Consider the following 17,701-nt stretch of genomic DNA (forward strand, 5'->3'; position numbering starts at 1 on the left):
GGCTTAGGCGATTTTTTTATTTGTATTTGCGGATTTGGCTACTGACGGCTTTTGGTCGTTGCTATGGGCGTTGATGAAATCCAGCACCATGGGTCTGATATTTTTCCGCCAGCTCTTACCTGCGAAGATACCGTAATGGCCGGCGCCTTCTTCGACGTGGCTGGCCTTTTTGCTGTCGGGCAGGCCGGTGCACAGATCAAGGGCAGCAATGCATTGGCCCGGTGCCGAAATATCGTCCTTGCTGCCTTCAACGGTCTTGACCGCAACATCCGTGATCTTTCCGAAATCGACCTTTTTCCCGGCGACGACAAATTCATTCCTGGCGATTTCGCCTGCTTTGAAAATTCGGTCTACGGTTGACAGGTAGAATTCCGCTGGCATGTCCATGACAGCAAGGTATTCGTCATAAAACTTGTTGTGTTTGTCATGCTCATGGGCTGTTCCGTTTACAACAGCCGAAATTTGGTCCGTGAAGGCATTCGCATGTGTTTCGGAATTCATCGAGATGAAGGAAGAAAGTTGCAACAGACCGGGATAGACCAACCGCCCCGCGCCAGCGAATTTGAAACCAACGCGCTGGATCATGATTCTTTCAAGTTGGCCCATCGTTACGGAATGACCAAAATCGGTGACTTCGGTGGGGGCCGCGGAGGGATCGATTGGCCCGCCGATCAAGGTCAATGTGCGCGGCTGGGCCTTGGGATCTTCTTCGGCGAGATACGCCGTTGCGGCAAGAGTCAGCGGTGCGGGCTGGCAGACTGCGATAACATGCAGATCAGCGCCCAGTTCGCGCATGAAATCCACGAGGTATAGTGTATAATCCTCGATATCAAACTTGCCCATTTTTACAGGAATATCGCGGGCATTGTGCCAATCGGTAATATAGATGTCGCAATCAGGAAGCAGGCTGATCACTGTTGAGCGCAGCAAGGTTGCATAGTGGCCCGACATCGGTGCCACCAACAGCACCTTGCGTTTGGGCAGCGTACGCCCCTGCACACGGAAATGTAACAGATTGCCAAAGGCACGTTCCATTACAACTTCTTCGACGACGATACGGTCCTGGCCGTTCGAACCAACGAAAGGAGGGATGTCCCAGTCAGGTTTCATCGCCATGCGCGAAAAACTACGTTCGGTAACTTCACCCCAAGCGGCCATCCATTCAAGCGCGGGGTTTGGAAACATTGCGAAAGCGGGGTAGGATGCCATAGCAAGCGCAGATGCACCGAGCCATTGGTTGGTATTCCGTACCGTTTCCATAAGGTCGTAAGTTGCCATTTGTCGCATGTGGGGTCTCCTGTTCAGGCCCGGGTTTGGGCACACTGCCAATCCAACCCCTGAATATGGATGACATTATGCTGCAACTGCGAAGATAGGAGCAAAAGATTAAGATGACAACTAATACCACAGATCAGAAAGCAGCAACCGAGGCATCCATGACACGGATGGCCGAGAACCTTAAGAAAGTAGAGGCCCTGACCGAAAGATTGGGGCAGGTGATGAGTAATCGCCAGACCCATCAACAAGCACTTGATGGCCCAAATCAGGAATTGTTCACAAAAGCAGGGCAGGCCTATATGTCCGAGGCGCTGACGAATCCCGCTAAACTGATGGAGCATCAGATGGGGTTCTGGACGAAAACCGTCACACATTTCATGGATGCGCAACAGGCGCTGGCCAAAGGTAAAATGACCGCGCCCGAAGATAAAACAGGGACCGATCGCAGATTTGCCAACCCGCTTTGGGAAACGCACCCCTATTTCAACTTCGTCAAACAGCAGTATTTGATCAATGCCGAAGCTGTGAAACAGGCGGTCGAAGATGTTTCCGACATGGACCCGCGCGAAAAACAGCGGCTGGCCTTCTTTAGTGGCCAGATTATTGATCTGATGAGCCCAACCAATTTCCTTGCCACCAATCCCGATGCCTTGCAGCGCGCTGTTGATACCGAGGGCGAAAGTCTGATCAAGGGGTTGGAAAATCTGATTTCCGATCTCGAGGCCAATGACGGGGAATTGATTGTCAAACTGGCAGACGAATCAGCATTTGAGTTGGGGCGAAACATCGCCACGACTCCGGGTAAGGTTGTTTTCCGCAACCGGATGTTCGAGCTGGTACAATATACACCCACGACCGAAACCGTGCACAAGACACCATTGCTTATCTTTCCGCCGTGGATCAACAAGTTTTATATCCTTGATCTAAAGGAACAGAATTCCATGGTCAGATGGCTTCTGGATCAAGGGTACACGTTGTTCATGATCTCTTGGGTGAATCCGGATGCGACCTATCGCGATGTGGGCATGGAGGACTATATCGAGGATGGCTACCTCGCGGCGGTGAATGAGGTAAAGGCAATTACCGGCGAGAAACAGGTGAATGCGGTCGGCTATTGTATCGCGGGCACGACCCTGTCGCTGACGCTATCGTTGATGAAACAGCGTGGTGATAAATCGATCAAATCAGCCACATTGTTTACAGCCCTCACAGATTTTGGGGATCAGGGCGAATTCCGACCGTTCCTCACCGATGACTTCATCGACGGTATTGAGGCAGAGACCGAAGACAAGGGTATCCTGCCGTCGCTCATCATGGCGCGCACCTTTTCCTTCTTGCGTTCAAATGACCTGGTCTATGGGCCTGCGGTCAAAAGCTACATGATGGGTGAGACCCCGCCGGCCTTTGACCTTCTTTATTGGAACGGGGATGGCGCCAATCTGCCCGCAAAGATGGCGATGCAGTATTTGCGCGGTCTGTGCCAGCGCAATGAACTGGCGGAAGGCGGTTATGAGCTGATGGGTCATCGTCTGGGGCTGGAAGATGTTGATGTGCCGCTGTGCGCGATTGCATGTGAAACCGATCATATCGCGCCCTGGAAGGACAGCTATCGCGGAGTTCAGCAAATGGGGTCGAAGGACAAGACCTTTATCATGACCCAATCGGGCCATATTGCGGGTATCGTCAATCCTCCCTCCAAGGGAAAATACGGTCACTATACCAATGAGGATTTGAACCTGGGTTACGAAGATTGGTTAGAGGGGGCCGAATTCCACACCGGATCATGGTGGCCGCGTTGGGGCAAGTGGCTGGATAAACAGTCAGGAAAGATGATTCCCGCCAGAAATCCGGGTGACGGTGGTCGAAAAATAATCTCGGATGCGCCGGGAGAATATGTGGCCAAGAAGGCAAATCGCTGAATGTATTGACGATTTTGTTGATATGACTGGCAATGCTGCAGTGCAGAATAACCCTTGCATTGCTGCATTGCAGCATCTATATAGTTTGCAGACGCAGCATGACGGGGCATCCCGGAGCGCCGAAAGATAGAAAACGCAAACTAAGGATAGAAAAATGACAAAGACACCAGACATGACAGCAATTCTCAAAGACGTAATGGCTTCTTTCCCGGTTGATACAGCCGCGATGGGCGATGCGTTCAAGACAACAGCAACACTGAACGAAAAACTGTCCGGCGTTGCGCTGAACGCAGTTGAGAAGTCCACCGAGATTTCTTCAAAGTGGACAAAAGACACCGTTGCCAAGATGGCAGAAATGGCAAAAGCCAAAGCCGAGCCTGCTGACTACGCAAAAGCCATGACAGACTTCGCTTCTGCTTATTCCGAAGGCGCAGCCGAGCACATGGCAGCATTCGCAGAAATCGCGAAAAAAGTTCAGATGGAAACTGTTGAACTGATGATGGCTGCTGGAAAAGACGTGCAGGAAGAAGCATCTGCGGCCGTCAAGAAAGCCACAAGCGACGTACAAGCTGCTGCGAAAAAAGCGACAGCAAAGTAATAGCCGCTCCCTCGGCTAGATCATCTCACGCAATTCCTCCCTGATACGCGTGGGACAGGGCGGGTTCTTTGGAACCCGCCCTTTGTCGTTTGGAGGGCTGGAAAATTTCTGAAATTTGAAAAACACTTGGCGTTCCTTGACCGGAGCTTTGGTTTCTCTGCATATCAGGCGCAGATTGAAGTGAGAGTTTTCATACAAATCTGCCAGACGATGGCATCCTGCGGCACGAATGATCCGGACAAGGAAATCTTTTGGGGTTTCAACAACGAGCGCGCAGCTTTGTGGTGACGTGAAAAAGTGTGGGCCATTTTGATCGACAGAAAGACAATGAAAACGCCTTTCAGCTTGAACTTGTCGACAGTGGGGGCGGCAATGTTCAGATACGGTCTGGACATTTCGACATCAACCCGGCGCCTGGTGATCCGTCATTGGTTAAGGATCACCTGACAGATGCAAATACGCGCGCCGGATTCGCGTTTGGCGAGGATTGGAGTTTCGAAGCGTTCGGGTCATGTGTTGAAACCGCAATGCATGGACTTGAAAGCAGGGTTGGCACTGCTTTCGTTGTTGGCGGCTGGGTTTATGACGTGCGTGACGGGGATGATCGCCTTTACGGTCCCGCCCGCATCCACGTTGCCAAACAAAAGGCGGGCAGTTTGCCCTTTGCAAAGTGGCCTTTCATTTTCCTGCGTCCCGCCCTAAGCTGCGTTGCAGCACGTATTTCGGGAGGAACACCGTGGCGGATACATCCAAACCCCTGTTGATCAAACGCTATGCGTCGCGGCGGCTTTATAATACCGAGACAAGCGATTACGTCACCCTTGAGGATATATCCGGTTTCATCCGCGATGGCCGCGAAGTGCAGATTGTTGACCTTAAATCCGGTGATGATCTGACCCGCCAGTATTTGCTGCAAATTATTGCGGAACACGAAAGCCGAGGCGAATCCGTTTTGCCGGTTGGTGTTTTGAACGATCTCGTGCGCAGCTATATGACGGGGAAAGTGTCGGGTATGCCACAATTTTTGCAGGCTTCCTTTGATATGCTGCGTGACGGCCAGACCAAGATGATGGAAAATATGACCTCGGCCAATCCCATTGCCAAGATGCCGGGGTTGGAAGCGATGCAAGCACAGCAAGAAGCCTTTATGAAGGCAATGACCGGCGGCTGGGGCAATGTTGCCAAAAGCGCGCCAGCGCCCGAGGCCAAGGCAGAAGCAGAACCTGCAGAAGATCTGGAAGCGATCAAAAAACAATTGGCCGACCTTCAGGAAAAGCTGTCAAAACTCAAGTGAGCCCAAGCTTTTAGATTCCCAGCCGATCCCGCATGGCATACCAGCTCATCGCGAGGGTCAAGAGCGGTGTGCGCAGGGCGCTACCGCCAGGAAAGGCTGGCGTCGGGATCAGCGACATGGTGTCAAAGCCGTCGCTGTCGCCTTGAATCGCGCGTGCCATCAGCATGCCTGCATGTGTAGCGGTGCCGACACCGTGCCCGGAATATCCAGAAGCAGACAGAATGTTTCGTCCGACCCGCGCCATATAGGGGAGCCGTTTCATCGTGATGGCCAATGTGCCGCCCCAAGCATAGTCGATCTTGACGTTTTTGAGTTGGGGAAACACCACTGACATCGGCTTGCGCACCTTGGCTGCGATGTCGATGGGAAATTTGTAACCATAGGTTTCGCCCCCCCCAAACAGCAGCCGTCCGTCGTGGGACATGCGGAAATAATTTACGACAAAACGGCTGTCGGCGACGGCCACGTCACGGGGTAAAACGTCTTTGACACGATCGCCCAAAGGCTCAGTTGCCACGATAAAATTGTTGATGGGCATGACCCGGGCCGCGACACTTCTGTTCAACCCGCCAAGATAGCCGTTACAACCCAGAATAACATGTTTTGCCATCACGTGCCCGGCGTCGGTCTGTATCCTGGCCTGTTCACCTTCCTCGATGTGATGGACGGCGGTTGCTTCGAAAATCCGTACACCGGCGTCACGTGCGGCCCGCGCCAGACCCAGAGCATAGTTCAAGGGATGCAAATGCGCCGCCCCCAAATCAAGAAAGCCACCCAGATAGTCAGGTGAAGGGCAAACCGATTGTAAGGCGGCATGATCCAGGGTTTCGATCTGGTCATATCGGTAACGTGTGCGTAGGAAATCGGCGTATTCATGGATATGGGCAAGATCACCCTGGGTGGAAGCGGTCCAGGCGATACCGGGTTTCAAGTGGCAGTCAATCTTGTGTTTTGCAATCAGGTCCTTTGCCAGCGTGACAGCCTCAAGGCCCATGTTCCACAGCTTGGCGGCATGTGCTTCTCCTGCCATCCGCTCTAGCTGTTTCTGCTCCACCCGTTGCCCGTTGCCCAGTTGTCCGCCATTGCGGCCGGACGCGCCGAAACCGACCCGTTGCGCTTCAAGCAGGACCACGTCGCGCCCCGCTTCAGCCAGATGCAGGGCAGCGACCAGTCCGGTATATCCGCCGCCAACGACACATACATCCGCTTTGATTGCGCCTTTCAGAGGCGCAAAGCGGTCCAAAGGTGCGGCAGTGGCCGCATACCAACTGTCCGGATATTGGCCACGTTTGTCATTCGAATAAAGCAGGTTCATGTGTCAGACGTTCAGCAGCAGATGCTCGCGCTCCCAGGGCGAGATCACATGAAGGAATTCGTCGTATTCGGTGCGTTTGACGATGGCGTAGACACGGGCAAACTCAGGACCCAGAACCTCATGTAATGCGGTGGCTTCTTCAAATATATCAAGCGCCTCGCCCAGTACATGCGGGATGTCGCCATCTCCGTCATAGGCGTCGCCCTTGAAATGTTCGGCGGGGTCTTTGGCTTCCATCAGACCGAGATAGCCGCAGGCCAATGATGCCGCGATGGCCAGATAGGGATTGCAATCCATCCCGGCAAGGCGGTTCTCGACGCGACGCGCGCGAGGGTTGGAAAGCGGCACACGGATGCCCGTGGTGCGGTTGTCATAGCCCCATTCCAGGTTGATCGGCGCGGCGTGATCTTTGACATAGCGGCGATAGCTGTTCACATAGGGTGCGATCACCGCCAAAGCGCTTGGCATATGGTTTTGAAGACCTGCGATGAAATGTCTGAATGCGGTCGTTTCACCGCCTTTGGCATCAGAAAAGATGTTTTTCCCGGTCTTGAGGTCCAAGATAGAGTGGTGGATGTGCATGGCAGAACCGGGTTCATCTGCGATCGGCTTGGCCATGAAGGTCGCATAGCATTCGTGGCGCATCGCGGCTTCGCGGATCAAACGCTTGAAGAAGAACACCTCATCGGCAAGATCTACCGGATCCCCGTGCATCAGGTTGATTTCAAGCTGGCCTGCGCCCCCTTCCTGCGTGATACCGTCGATCTCGAACCCCTGCGCTTCGGCGAAATCATAGATGTCGTCGATCACGGGGCCGAATTCGTCCACGGCGGTCATCGAATAGGCCTGTCGGGCGGCGGCGGGGCGCCCCGAGCGGCCGATCATCGGCTTGATCTCCTGCGCCGGGTCAAGGTTGCGGGCAACCAGGAAAAACTCCATTTCCGGTGCAACCACTGGTTCCCAACCCTTGTCGCGGTAGAGTTGAACCACGCGTTTCAACACGTTGCGGGGCGAGTATCCGACCGGATTGTCGTGACGGTCATAGGCGTCGTGAATGACTTGCAAGGTCCAGTCGCCGGTCCAGGGTGCGGCGGTGGCGGTGCTCATGTCCGGCTTCAGGACCATGTCCTTTTCGGTAAAGCCTTCCTCTCCGGCGGCTTCGCTCCAGTCCCCGGTAATGGTTTGGTAAAAGATGCTGTCGGGCAGATGGAAAAATTTCTGCCTTGAAAATTTTGAGGCAGGCACCGCTTTACCACGCGCAATTCCGGGCAAATCGGAAATGATGCATTCTACTTCGTCCAGCCGCCTGCCTTCGAGATATTCCTGCGCTGCGTTGGGCAGGTCTTTGATCCAATCGGCCATCAGGCCCTCTCTTTCTTGAAAAAATCTCTCATTTTCTTTGCAACGGATGTGGTGTCTAGTGGGGTGTTCAGGCGCTCCATCGCGGTGGCAAGCTGATCTTCTGGTACCAGCCCCTTGCCGCGAAATTTTATCAATGCTTCGATAAAATCATGATCGTATTCCGGATGCGGCTGGATTGTCCAAAACCGGTCGCCGTAGAGCAGGGCAGCATTGGCACAAAAATCAGTTGAGCCGATCACCTTTGCCGTTTGCGGTTTTTCGACGACCTGATCCTGATGCCAGGCATTAATTGCCACGGATTCGCCGTCCAGCGTGTAATCGACGGCACCGACCGACCAACCGCCCGCAAATTTCTCGACCTTGCCGCCCATGGCCTGTGCGATGATCTGGTGGCCGAAACAGACGCCGATCATGGGAATGTGGGCGTCGTAACTCGCGCGAATGAACTGTTCGAGCGGGGGAATCCAGGGATGATCCTCATAGGCACCATGTTTGCTGCCCGTGATCAGCCAGCCATCAGCATCTGTGACGCTATCGGGCAATTCGCCGTCTACAACAGACCAATATTGATAGGTGAAACCGTCGTCACCCAGAAGGTGGCGGAAATAGGTGCCATAATGACCGTTTTGAGCGAGTTCTTCGGGTGGGTTCCCCGTGATGAGGATGCCGATTTTCATGGAATGTCCTTACACGGTTTCGAGATAAATTTCGACCTGCTCTTCGCGGCTGAGCTCGGCCATATCGCGCAGTTCCTGACGTTTGGTCATCACCAGATTGCGAATCAGATCGGCAGGAAAGATGCGCGCGACTGCGGGATCCTTTTCAAACAGATCAATCGCGGTTTGCCAATCGCCGGGGATCTGGGGCAGGTCGGCTGCATAGGCATTGCCGGTGATCGGAGCGGGGGGAAAGACAGCGTCTTCGATCCCGTTAATGGCGGCACCAAGAACGGCTGTCAGCATCAGATAGGGATTCACGTCACCGCCTGCCACGCGATGTTCGATCCGCCGTGCCTTGGGGTTTCCCGAGGGGATGCGGATGGACGAGGTGCGGTTTTCATAAGCCCAGCACACGCTTGTCGGTGCATGGGCATCAGGTACGATGCGATCATAACTATTGGCGTGCGGGGCAAAGATCAGACCCGAGCCTGCCATTGCTTCCAGACATCCGGCAACAGCATGGCGTAGTATATCGGTGCCTTCGGGGCCGCCATTGTCGAAAACGTTGTTGCCGTATTCATCCAGAATAGAGAAATGCATGTGCAATCCGTTCCCTGCATAGTCGGGATAGGGTTTTGCCATGAAACTGGCCGCGAACCCGTGTTTGCGCGCGAGGCCTTTTACCAGCATCTTGAACAACCAGGCATCATCGGCCGCCCGCAGTGCATCGTCACAATGCATCAAATTGATCTCGAACTGTCCGAGGCCTGCTTCGGAGATTGCGGTATCGGCGGGAATGTCCATTTCCTCGCAGGCGTCATAAAGCTCTGTAAAAAAGGTATCGAACTGATCCAATGCCCGCATGGACAGAATGTCACCTGCTTGGCGGCGTTTGCCGGATCGCGGCGAGGGTGGAACCTGTAGTTTGCGCCCTGAATCGTCGATGAGAAAAAATTCCAGTTCAACGGCGCAGACCGGTGTCAGTCCGCGCGCCTTGAATCTTTTCAAAACAGCGTTCAACGCGTGCCGTGGATCACCGGCAAAAGGGCGGCCGTCATCGTGATACATCCAGATCGGTAACAGGGCCGTGGGTGCTTCAAGCCAGGGCATAGGCATGAAACCGCGTTCCGTCGCCTTGAGCACGCCGTCCTTGTCGCCGCTTTCCATCACGAGGGGGCTGTCCTCAATATCCTCGCCCCAAATGTCGAGGTTCAGTACGGAAAAGGGAAACCGCGTTCCGTCTTCCAATGCCTTGTCTGCGAATCGTGTTGGAATGCGTTTGCCACGCGGCTGGCCATTAAGGTCAGCAGCGGCCACCCTGACAGAGCGGACGTTTGGATTTTTGCGTAGCCAATTGTTCATAACACACCATTTTGTCGGTGGGCCATACGGTCTGGCGCTTCCCGTCAGGGGCGCCACAACCATCCGTCGCCCACGCGCCGGATAATTTGATCAAATCTTGGATACTACCGGATAAGATTGGGACGCAAGCGTAATTTTTTGCGTTGCTCCTGTGGCAGGTGCCGGTTCAACCGCCGGTTAACCGCACCAAACACTCCGATGATCACAAGCGTCAGCAGGATGAAATAGCCGGCCAGGATCGGGTACGGGATAAAGGGGTTGAAGGTTTTGTCGGCGAAATAGCTGGCATAGTATAGTGCATCGCCACGTTGTTGGCGGGCGGGAAAACCACTGAAAAATACCAATGTCGTGGCATGAAACAGAAAAATTGCCTCATTGGTGTAGGCGGGCCAAGCAAGGCGCAGCATGGTGGGCCAGATCACCCGCTTGAAACGCGACCAGCCAGATAATCCATAGGCATCAGCGGCCTCTACGTCGCCCTTGGGAATTGACTGCAAGGCACCATAGAAAATTTCACCCGTATAGGCCGCCGTGTTCAGAAACAGTACGATCAACGCGCCGAGCCATGCCGCGGAAAAAGCGTCAAAGAGGGCTGATTGTTGTTTCAATGCAAGAAACAGAAAGTAGCCAAAGAAGAACTGGATAAACAGCGGTGATCCCCGGAATAGAAAGATGAACCAAGCTGCAGGTTTGTGTAACAGGGGGTTGCTGCTGGCCTTACCCGCACCCAAAGCGGTGGCCAGCACGAAACCAAAGGCAAGGGCGAAAACACCGAAATAGACGTTCCAGATCATACCGGAACCGATCAGCGTTACTTGTTCGCAGAGGGTGAAACCTTCGCGCGGCAGCAGGCGTTCGCCATATCCCAGCGAGCGCAGACCGTAATCCTGAATGGTTTGAATACAACTCACGCGGCTTTCCTTTGCGCTTCGCCGCCGGTCGTTGCCTGGCCGCGGGTCAGCCGCGACATCAATCGGTCCAAAACCAATTCAGACAGGCGCGTGAACGCCAGATAAAACACCAGTAACACGAGGAAGTAATAAACCCGCCAATCACCATGGGGATAGTCGGTAAATCGAGGAGTCTTGGCCGCGCCCAAATCACGTGCCCAATAAACGATGTCTTCGACACCGAGCAGGAACAGGAGCGGCGTTGCCTTGATAAGCACCATCCAGAGGTTGGACAGGCCGGGCAGGGCGTAGACCCACATTTGAGGCACTGTTATGCGCCAGAAAGTCTGTCGTCGCGTCATGCCATAGGCCTCGGCGGTCTCTACCTGAGAGCGTGGCACTGCCTGCATGGCTCCATACAGGACATTGGCAGCGAAAGCGCCGAAAACAATGGCAAAGGTAAGAACAGCAAGGGAAAATCCGTAGACCTCGTGCACCCATTGCGGAGAATTGCCAAGCGGCATCTTTGCCGCCTGACAGACCAGAAAATCGCTGCCCTGTCGAATTGGCTCATCCCAGTCCGGGCATTTGAATTTATGGCGCAGATATTCGAAACCCTGATCCAGTGCGATCACGAAAAACAGGAAAAACGCAATATCGGGTACGCCGCGGACGACTGCGATATAGCCTTTGCCGAACCAGCGCAGTGGGGCGTTGCGGGCACGTGCCGCCATTGCACCGCCGAACCCAAAGGCAAGGGCAGTCGGGGCGGTAATCGCCAGCAAGAGCAACACCGTTCCAAAAGCGCCATAAAACGCCAGATGCTTGCCAGTGGTCAGATAACAGCCGAGCCATATCAGCCCTTCAAGCGAAGGCGGATCGATACAATACTCAGGCATTGTGTTCTTTGGGTGTGTGGGTGCGGGTCATGGAAAAAAGGGCGGACCTGGCGGTCCGCCCCAAGATCATTTATTCAAAGGTCTTGGCGTCTTCGCCAAACCATTTGATGATCAATTCGTTCAATGTCCCGTCTTCTTTCATCGAAGTGATGGCAGTGTTGAACTTTTCTTTCAGCTCTGTGTCGCTTTCGCGCAGGCCAATGCCGATGCCGCCGCCCAATGGGACATCATCACCAGCGAAAACCAGTTCTCCGCCTGATTCCTCAACCGTAGGGACCAGAGCATCCTTGTCTGCAAACACGGCATCTGCTTCACCAGACATCACTGCCGCAATCGTGTCATCATAGGTTGCGAATTCCAACAGGGTCGCACCTGATTCTGCGACGTGACCGGCCTGGATCGTGCTGGTCTGTGCAGCGACCACGCCACCAGTCAGATCGGCACCTTCCGATTTTGCGGCATATGCAGAGGCTGCTGGTGGAAAATAGTTCTGGGTAAAGTCGATGACTTCGTCACGTTCATCGGTGATCGACATGCCCGCGATGATGGTGTCATAGTTTCCGGATGTCAGGTTTGGGATGATGCTGTCCCATTCGTTGGTGACCCATTCACATGTCAGTTCGGCACGTTTGCACAACTCATCTCCGACGGCGCGCTCGAAACCGTCGACTTCGCCGGCGTCATTCAAGAAGTTATACGGAGGGTAGGCACCTTCGGTGCCCATACGGATGGTTTTTCCATGCCCGTCTGCCATTGCGAATGTAGCCGTCAGCGCCAGGGCCGCGGTGGTAAGGATTAAAGATTTCATATTTTGTACTCCCTTGGTTTTGTTACGTTGCGAGGGTTGCAGATAGAAACCCGCGCAGGCGTTCGGATTCGGGCGCGCCGAACAATTTGTCCGGTGCCCCTTGTTCTTCGATCAGGCCTTGATGCAGAAAAATGACGTGGTCAGACACGTCAGCGGCCAGTTTCATGTCGTGTGTTACAATGATCATGGTGCGCCCTTCGGTTGCCAAATCCTTGATCACCTTGACGACTTCCTGTTCCAGTTCAGGATCCAGTGCCGAGGTCGGCTCATCAAACAGCAACGCTTCCGGTTCCATGCAAAGTGCGCGGGCAATCGCAGCGCGTTGTTGCTGTCCACCAGACAGTTGCGCCGGATAGACATCGCATTTGTCACCGATACCGACCTTTTCGAGATAGGCGCGCGCCGATTTCTCGACCTCCGCACGGTCACGGCGCAGTACGGTCAGGGGGGCCTCCATGACGTTTTGCAGGATCGTCATATGGGCCCACAGATTGAACTGTTGAAACACCATCGACAGATTTGTGCGGATACGCAGCACCTGTTCCGGATCCGCGGGGCGGCGGTCGTGACCTGTACCCACCCAGGTCAATGGTTCGCCCTTGAACAGGATTTCGCCCTGTTGGCTGTCCTCCAGCAGATTGCAACAGCGCAGCAGCGTCGATTTGCCAGAACCGGACGAACCGATCAGCGAAATGACATGGCCGCGCGGGGCCTGCAGGCTGACACCTTTCAGCACCTCCAGCTCGGAATAGGCCTTATGCAGTCCGTCGATTTGAATAACGGGGGGCTGTGTGGTCACAAAGGTATACTCATGTTGATTCCATCGCCAATAAGGCGGCAGATTGTCAAAAATTGCAACGCATTCCGTCATTTCGGGGCGAAATGACCCAGGGTTATGCGGTGATCAGTCGGTACGGGCCACCCTTTGACGCGCCATCGCGCTATCAGTGTCCGCAACACCCAGGAGACTGGCGACCAGACGCAACAGTGCATTTTCTTCATCAGAACGTGTCCCGTCGGCAAGCGCAACTTTCCACAGTGCCTCGATCACGGCGACCCGTTCTTCGTAAGCGACAGCGTCCTTGATTGCGCGGGTAAAGCGAACTGTATCCGGTGCTTCACGCTCCAATGCCTCGGCGCGACTGCGCAGGGCGCGGGCATCTGGTGCCGGCAAGTTGTAGCGTGTGGCAGTGATGTTTTCGATCAATGAAACTTCGGCTGCCGCATAGTCGTCATCGGAACGTGCAACACGCACCAAAAGCGCCGTCAGCGCAAGACGGGCATCTTCATCAACCAGCGGGACGGGGTCGGGCTGTGTCAGCCTTTTCAGGAAATCACCAAACATGTTGTGCATATAGGCCTGTGAAACCAAAAGGCCAAGTCATAGCGCGCGCACGGCCTTTTCGCGCAGGTCCTTGATGTCCTGCTCCGTAAGGCCAAGCGCCGTTTCAATGGCCAGAAGTTGAATTTCTTCTTTTTCGTGGCGATGGCCGTCGGCCAATGCAACGGACCACATTGCTTCGCCCAGTGCCAGACGTTGCGCATAATCCACCTCTTCGCGCAAGATTCGGGCAAATTCAGGCGTTTTGGGCGCATCGCGTTCCAGGGCCTCGCAGGTAGCGCGCAATTTTGCGGCATCGATGGGGCCGAGATCAAAACTCTGCGCCAGTATGCGGTCGATCTGGCCGATCTCGGTGGCGCGGTAATTTCGGTCTGCAAAAGCCACACGAACCAGCAATGCGCCCAAGGCAAGCTGGGCGTTGGGTTGCGGCAGAGGTTGGCGGACCGGCGGGCGGCGGGGGAAAAGACGTTCAAACATTATTGATCGTTAACTCAAGTTGGGCGGTTTTCCAAAGCGTAAAGTGTCCATTGCCAGCCCTTGCGGGTCAGTATTGGTCACGACAAAGCCCGCAATATCGGCGCGACCTTCTTCGCGCAAGAACCCGACGGCAAATTCGCCGGTAGGCTGCACCTGAACAGGTCCGATAAATGTGCCGTCCCGCCTAAAGACGAGCACAAGAGCAGCCCCCTGTTCACCGCCACGCAGATCAAAGGCAAAGGCGGATTGATCCTCGTCAAACAGTACCGCAATCGCACCTTCGCCCTGTGCGTCCCGTTTGGGGAAACCCGCACCACCATAGCCGTTCAAAAAGGTGTTGCCGGAGAAATGCACCAATGACAGATTTTGTCCCGCAGCCCCCGGAAGCATGGTCAACGGGGCAATGGCTTCACCGGAAATTTCGTCATGGGAACCGCGCATCGCCACGCTTTGCCCGGCAAATCGTTCACCAAAGCGGGCACCCTTTAGCGCAAGGACTTCATCAACGTTGTATCCAGGACCAGCGCCCGAACGGACATCGTCGAAAGTAATGACTTCGGTCAAGCTCAGGCTTTCAGGATCGACAAGGCAAACAGGTTGTCCGCAAGCAAGTGCTGCCAGCGGGGCAAGGAATAGAAACAGGGCTGCCATGCGGATCATGGCGCCAGAATAGCACAGAATTTAGTTTTCGTATCCCTCAACGATCACCATGTTGTTGTCGGCGACCGGCAGGCGGATGTCCTTGGCGGCTTTGTAGGCATCGCTTTCGTAGCAGGCGATAGCGTCCGCATAGCTGGCAAATTCGATGACCACCGTACGACCGCGCCAGGTCCCCTCGGTCTGTACCTGCGTGCCACCGCGCACGATAAAGCGGGCGCCGTAATCGGCAAGTGGCTTGGCGTTGGCGGCGCGGTAGCTGTCATATACGGCGGCGTCATGGACATCCATAGTCGCGATCCAGTATCCTTTTGGCATCCGGAGTCTCCTTTATAACGTGTTGAATTTTTTGGCTAAGGTCTTGGCTTCGGCTTCCAGTCCGTAGGGGGGATTTATCACGAAAAGCCCGGAACCCACCATGCCATGACCAGGACGAGCCGGCGGAAAGGTGACTTCATGCTGAAGCGCCTGTGGGTGGCTGGCTTGCAGGGTGGACAGCATCGGGACATGCGCTTTGTTGGTCAGAATTGGGTACCACAATACAATGATCCCGACGTTCCAGGCCCGTGTAATTTGCGCGATGTGACGTGGGATCGTGGTGTAGTCGTCCTTGATCTCATAGCTGGGATCAATCAGCATCAAGCCGCGCCGTGGCGTGGGCGGCGTCAAGGTATGGGCCATTTCAAACCCGTCGCGCAGATGGATTTTTGCCGGATAGGGGGACATCGCCAGTGTGAGGGCCGCATGTTCCTGCGGGTGAAGTTCGGCCAGATGAATGCTGTCGGTCGGGCGCAAGAGCGAAGCAGCAAGGAGGGGGGACCCGGGATAGCTGTTTGACCCGTCTTGCGCGATTGTCTGCGCCAGGATCCGGGCATAGGGATGACTGTCAGAAAACCATTTTCGTGCTTTTTCAATGCCCTGCGCGGCTTCGCCGGTTTTCAACGCTGCCGCGTCAGTCAGGTCGTATATGGCGCGGCCAGCGTGGGTTTCGATATAGCTTAGGGGCTTATCCTTGACCGTCAGATAATCAAGCATCCATGACAACAGACTGTGTTTATGAACATCAGCAAGGTTTCCGGCATGATAGATATGTTGATAGGAAAGCATGTCGGCCCCTTTGGTGTCAGACCAGTCGCGACATTTCCTTGGCCGCACGCACAAAATCCTTGAACAGCGGATGTGGATCAAAGGGCTTGGATTTCAGTTCAGGATGGAACTGTACACCGATGAACCAGGGATGATCGGACCATTCGACGATTTCGGGCAATTTGCCGTCAGGGGACATGCCAGAAAAGGTCAGGCCGGCTGCTTCAAGTTGGTCTTTGTAAGCAATATCAACCTCATAGCGGTGGCGGTGGCGTTCATCAATGGTGGTGGTGCCATAGGCTTGTGCCACGCGCGAACCCGGCTTGAGGGTCGCATCATATGCACCCAGACGCATGGTGCCGCCTTTGTCATCGCCGACTTTGCGTTCTACCTTGTGGTTGCCCTGCACCCATTCCTTGAGGTGATAGACCACCGGTTCAAAACGCTTTTTACCCGCCTCGTGATCAAATTCTTCCGAGCCTGCGGTTTTCACACCGGCGACGTTGCGGGCCGCTTCGATCACCGCCATTTGCATACCCAGACAGATGCCAAGGTAGGGCACCTTATGTTCGCGGGCATATTGCGCGGCCTTGATCTTGCCTTCGGTGCCGCGTTCGCCAAAACCGCCGGGTACTAGGATGGCGTGGTACCCTTCAAGTGCAGCAGCGACGTCGTCGCTTTTGTCAAAGACCTCGGCATCAACCCATTCGACCTTGACCTTGACGCGGTTGGCCATGCCACCATGGGTCAGCGCCTCGGCGATGGATTTATAGGCGTCTTCCAACTGGGTGTATTTGCCCACGATTGCCACGCGCACTTCGCCTTCGGGATTGTGTACGCGGTCATAAACATCGTGCCAGACGGCCAGATCGGGGCGGGGTGCCGGCGAGATGTCAAAGGCATCCAGAACCGCCTGGTCTAGACCCTGTGCATGATAGGCAAGCGGTGCCTCGTAGATGGATTTGAGGTCGTATGCCGCGACGACAGCCTCTTTGCGCACGTTGCAGAACAGCGCGATTTTCTCGCGTTCTTTTTCGGGGATCGGGTGTTCGGAACGGCAGACCAGAATATCTGGCGCGATGCCGATGCTTTGCAATTCCTTGACCGAGTGTTGGGTTGGCTTGGTTTTCAATTCGCCGGATGCGGCAAGGTAGGGCAGCAGTGTCAAATGCATAAAAATGCACTGGCCACGCGGTTTGTCATGGGAGAACTGGCGGATCGCTTCGAAGAACGGCAGTCCTTCGATGTCGCCAACGGTGCCGCCGATTTCACACAGCATGAAATCGACTTCGTCATCGCCGATTTTCAGGAAGTCTTTGATTTCATTGGTGACATGGGGAACGACCTGGATGGTCTTGCCAAGGTAATCGCCGCGCCGTTCCTTCTCCAATACGGTTGAATAGATGCGACCGGATGAAACGGAATCGGTGTTTCGCGCCGGGACACCGGTGAATCGTTCATAGTGGCCCAGATCCAGATCAGTTTCGGCCCCATCGTCGGTGACAAAGACCTCGCCATGTTCAAAGGGACTCATCGTGCCGGGATCGACGTTCAGATAGGGGTCGAGTTTGCGTAGTCTGACCGAAAAACCGCGCGCTTGCAGCAAGGCACCCAATGCGGCCGAGGCAAGACCCTTGCCCAAGGATGATACCACACCGCCGGTGATGAAAATATAGCGTGCCATGTGCCCGAAGACCCCCCGTAAACTCAATTATTTTGCGGAATCTCCGCAGCTGGTGCCGGGTCAAAAACCGC

General features: G+C 54.8%; 19 protein-coding genes. 4 read left to right on the plus strand and 15 right to left on the minus strand.

The genetic code is table 11. From position 1 onward, the window contains the following. Positions 1–3 precede the first annotated feature (3 nt). Positions 4–1,287 (minus strand): polyhydroxyalkanoate depolymerase, encoded by a 1,284-nt coding sequence (gene phaZ / locus OS190_RS06340; protein ID WP_267157817.1) that lies wholly within the window; start codon positions 1,285–1,287, stop codon positions 4–6. 104 nt (positions 1,288–1,391) lie between these two features. Between phaZ and OS190_RS06345 the strand changes: the two genes are divergently transcribed. The 4 genes from OS190_RS06345 (at position 1,392) to phaR (ending at position 5,089) form a co-directional block, all read left to right on the plus strand. Then, positions 1,392–3,197, plus strand: a complete 1,806-nt coding sequence (locus OS190_RS06345; protein ID WP_267157818.1) for a PHA/PHB synthase family protein — start codon at positions 1,392–1,394, stop codon at positions 3,195–3,197. A gap of 154 nt (positions 3,198–3,351) precedes the next feature. Further along, entirely contained in the window at positions 3,352–3,795 is a 444-nt protein-coding gene (locus tag OS190_RS06350; protein ID WP_267157819.1) for a phasin family protein, read from the plus strand. Between the two features lie 299 nt (positions 3,796–4,094). Next, positions 4,095–4,559 carry a hypothetical protein gene (locus tag OS190_RS06355; RefSeq protein WP_267157820.1) on the plus strand — a complete coding sequence of 155 codons (465 nt, stop codon included), beginning with the start codon at positions 4,095–4,097 and terminating at the stop codon, positions 4,557–4,559. Further along, complete coding sequence (gene phaR / locus OS190_RS06360) at positions 4,532–5,089, plus strand: polyhydroxyalkanoate synthesis repressor PhaR (RefSeq protein ID WP_267157821.1); 558 nt, start codon at positions 4,532–4,534, stop codon at positions 5,087–5,089. The genes OS190_RS06355 and phaR overlap by 28 nt, the downstream gene beginning before the upstream one ends. Positions 5,090–5,099: 10 nt before the next feature. On the opposite strand, the gene OS190_RS06365 is transcribed toward phaR, so the two are convergent. The 14 genes from OS190_RS06365 to pyrG form a co-directional block, all read right to left on the minus strand. After that, complete coding sequence (locus OS190_RS06365) at positions 5,100–6,404, minus strand: NAD(P)/FAD-dependent oxidoreductase (protein WP_267157822.1); 1,305 nt, start codon at positions 6,402–6,404, stop codon at positions 5,100–5,102. A 3-nt stretch (positions 6,405–6,407) separates the two neighbouring features. Beyond that, positions 6,408–7,766: a glutamine synthetase family protein gene (locus OS190_RS06370; protein WP_267157823.1), complete on the minus strand. Its 1,359-nt coding sequence runs from the start codon at positions 7,764–7,766 to the stop codon at positions 6,408–6,410. Then, positions 7,766–8,443 (minus strand): type 1 glutamine amidotransferase, encoded by a 678-nt coding sequence (locus OS190_RS06375; RefSeq protein ID WP_267157824.1) that lies wholly within the window; start codon positions 8,441–8,443, stop codon positions 7,766–7,768. The genes OS190_RS06370 and OS190_RS06375 overlap by 1 nt, the downstream gene beginning before the upstream one ends. 9 nt (positions 8,444–8,452) lie before the next feature. Then, entirely contained in the window at positions 8,453–9,787 is a 1,335-nt protein-coding gene (locus OS190_RS06380; protein WP_267157825.1) for a glutamine synthetase family protein, read from the minus strand. A gap of 104 nt (positions 9,788–9,891) precedes the next feature. Next, positions 9,892–10,698, minus strand: a complete 807-nt coding sequence (locus OS190_RS06385) for an ABC transporter permease (protein ID WP_267157826.1) — start codon at positions 10,696–10,698, stop codon at positions 9,892–9,894. Continuing rightward, positions 10,695–11,576 carry an ABC transporter permease gene (locus tag OS190_RS06390; protein WP_267157827.1) on the minus strand — a complete coding sequence of 294 codons (882 nt, stop codon included), beginning with the start codon at positions 11,574–11,576 and terminating at the stop codon, positions 10,695–10,697. The genes OS190_RS06385 and OS190_RS06390 overlap by 4 nt, the downstream gene beginning before the upstream one ends. Positions 11,577–11,646: 70 nt before the next feature. Continuing rightward, entirely contained in the window at positions 11,647–12,384 is a 738-nt protein-coding gene (locus tag OS190_RS06395; RefSeq protein ID WP_267157828.1) for a transporter substrate-binding domain-containing protein, read from the minus strand. Positions 12,385–12,406: 22 nt separating this feature from the next. After that, complete coding sequence (locus tag OS190_RS06400) at positions 12,407–13,183, minus strand: ABC transporter ATP-binding protein (RefSeq protein ID WP_267157829.1); 777 nt, start codon at positions 13,181–13,183, stop codon at positions 12,407–12,409. Between the two features lie 105 nt (positions 13,184–13,288). Next, entirely contained in the window at positions 13,289–13,729 is a 441-nt protein-coding gene (locus OS190_RS06405) for a tellurite resistance TerB family protein (protein WP_267157830.1), read from the minus strand. A 36-nt stretch (positions 13,730–13,765) separates the two neighbouring features. After that, the gene (locus OS190_RS06410; RefSeq protein ID WP_267157831.1) at positions 13,766–14,203 is read right to left on the minus strand and encodes a tellurite resistance TerB family protein; all 438 of its coding nucleotides are present in this window, start codon (positions 14,201–14,203) and stop codon (positions 13,766–13,768) included. Positions 14,204–14,212: 9 nt separating this feature from the next. Then, on the minus strand, positions 14,213–14,863 hold the full coding sequence (locus OS190_RS06415) for a hypothetical protein (RefSeq protein WP_267157832.1): 651 nt from the start codon (positions 14,861–14,863) through the stop codon (positions 14,213–14,215). Positions 14,864–14,884: 21 nt separating this feature from the next. Next, a complete protein-coding gene (locus OS190_RS06420; protein ID WP_267157833.1) occupies positions 14,885–15,178 on the minus strand; it encodes a DUF1330 domain-containing protein in 294 nt (97 codons plus the stop codon). A gap of 12 nt (positions 15,179–15,190) precedes the next feature. Next, entirely contained in the window at positions 15,191–15,967 is a 777-nt protein-coding gene (locus OS190_RS06425) for a 23S rRNA (adenine(2030)-N(6))-methyltransferase RlmJ (RefSeq protein ID WP_267157834.1), read from the minus strand. A 16-nt stretch (positions 15,968–15,983) separates the two neighbouring features. Continuing rightward, complete coding sequence (gene pyrG / locus OS190_RS06430) at positions 15,984–17,630, minus strand: CTP synthase (RefSeq protein WP_267157835.1); 1,647 nt, start codon at positions 17,628–17,630, stop codon at positions 15,984–15,986. Positions 17,631–17,701 lie beyond the last annotated feature (71 nt).

This window comes from Sulfitobacter sp. F26204, from assembly GCF_026410305.1.
Classification (GTDB): Bacteria; Pseudomonadota; Alphaproteobacteria; order Rhodobacterales; family Rhodobacteraceae; genus Sulfitobacter.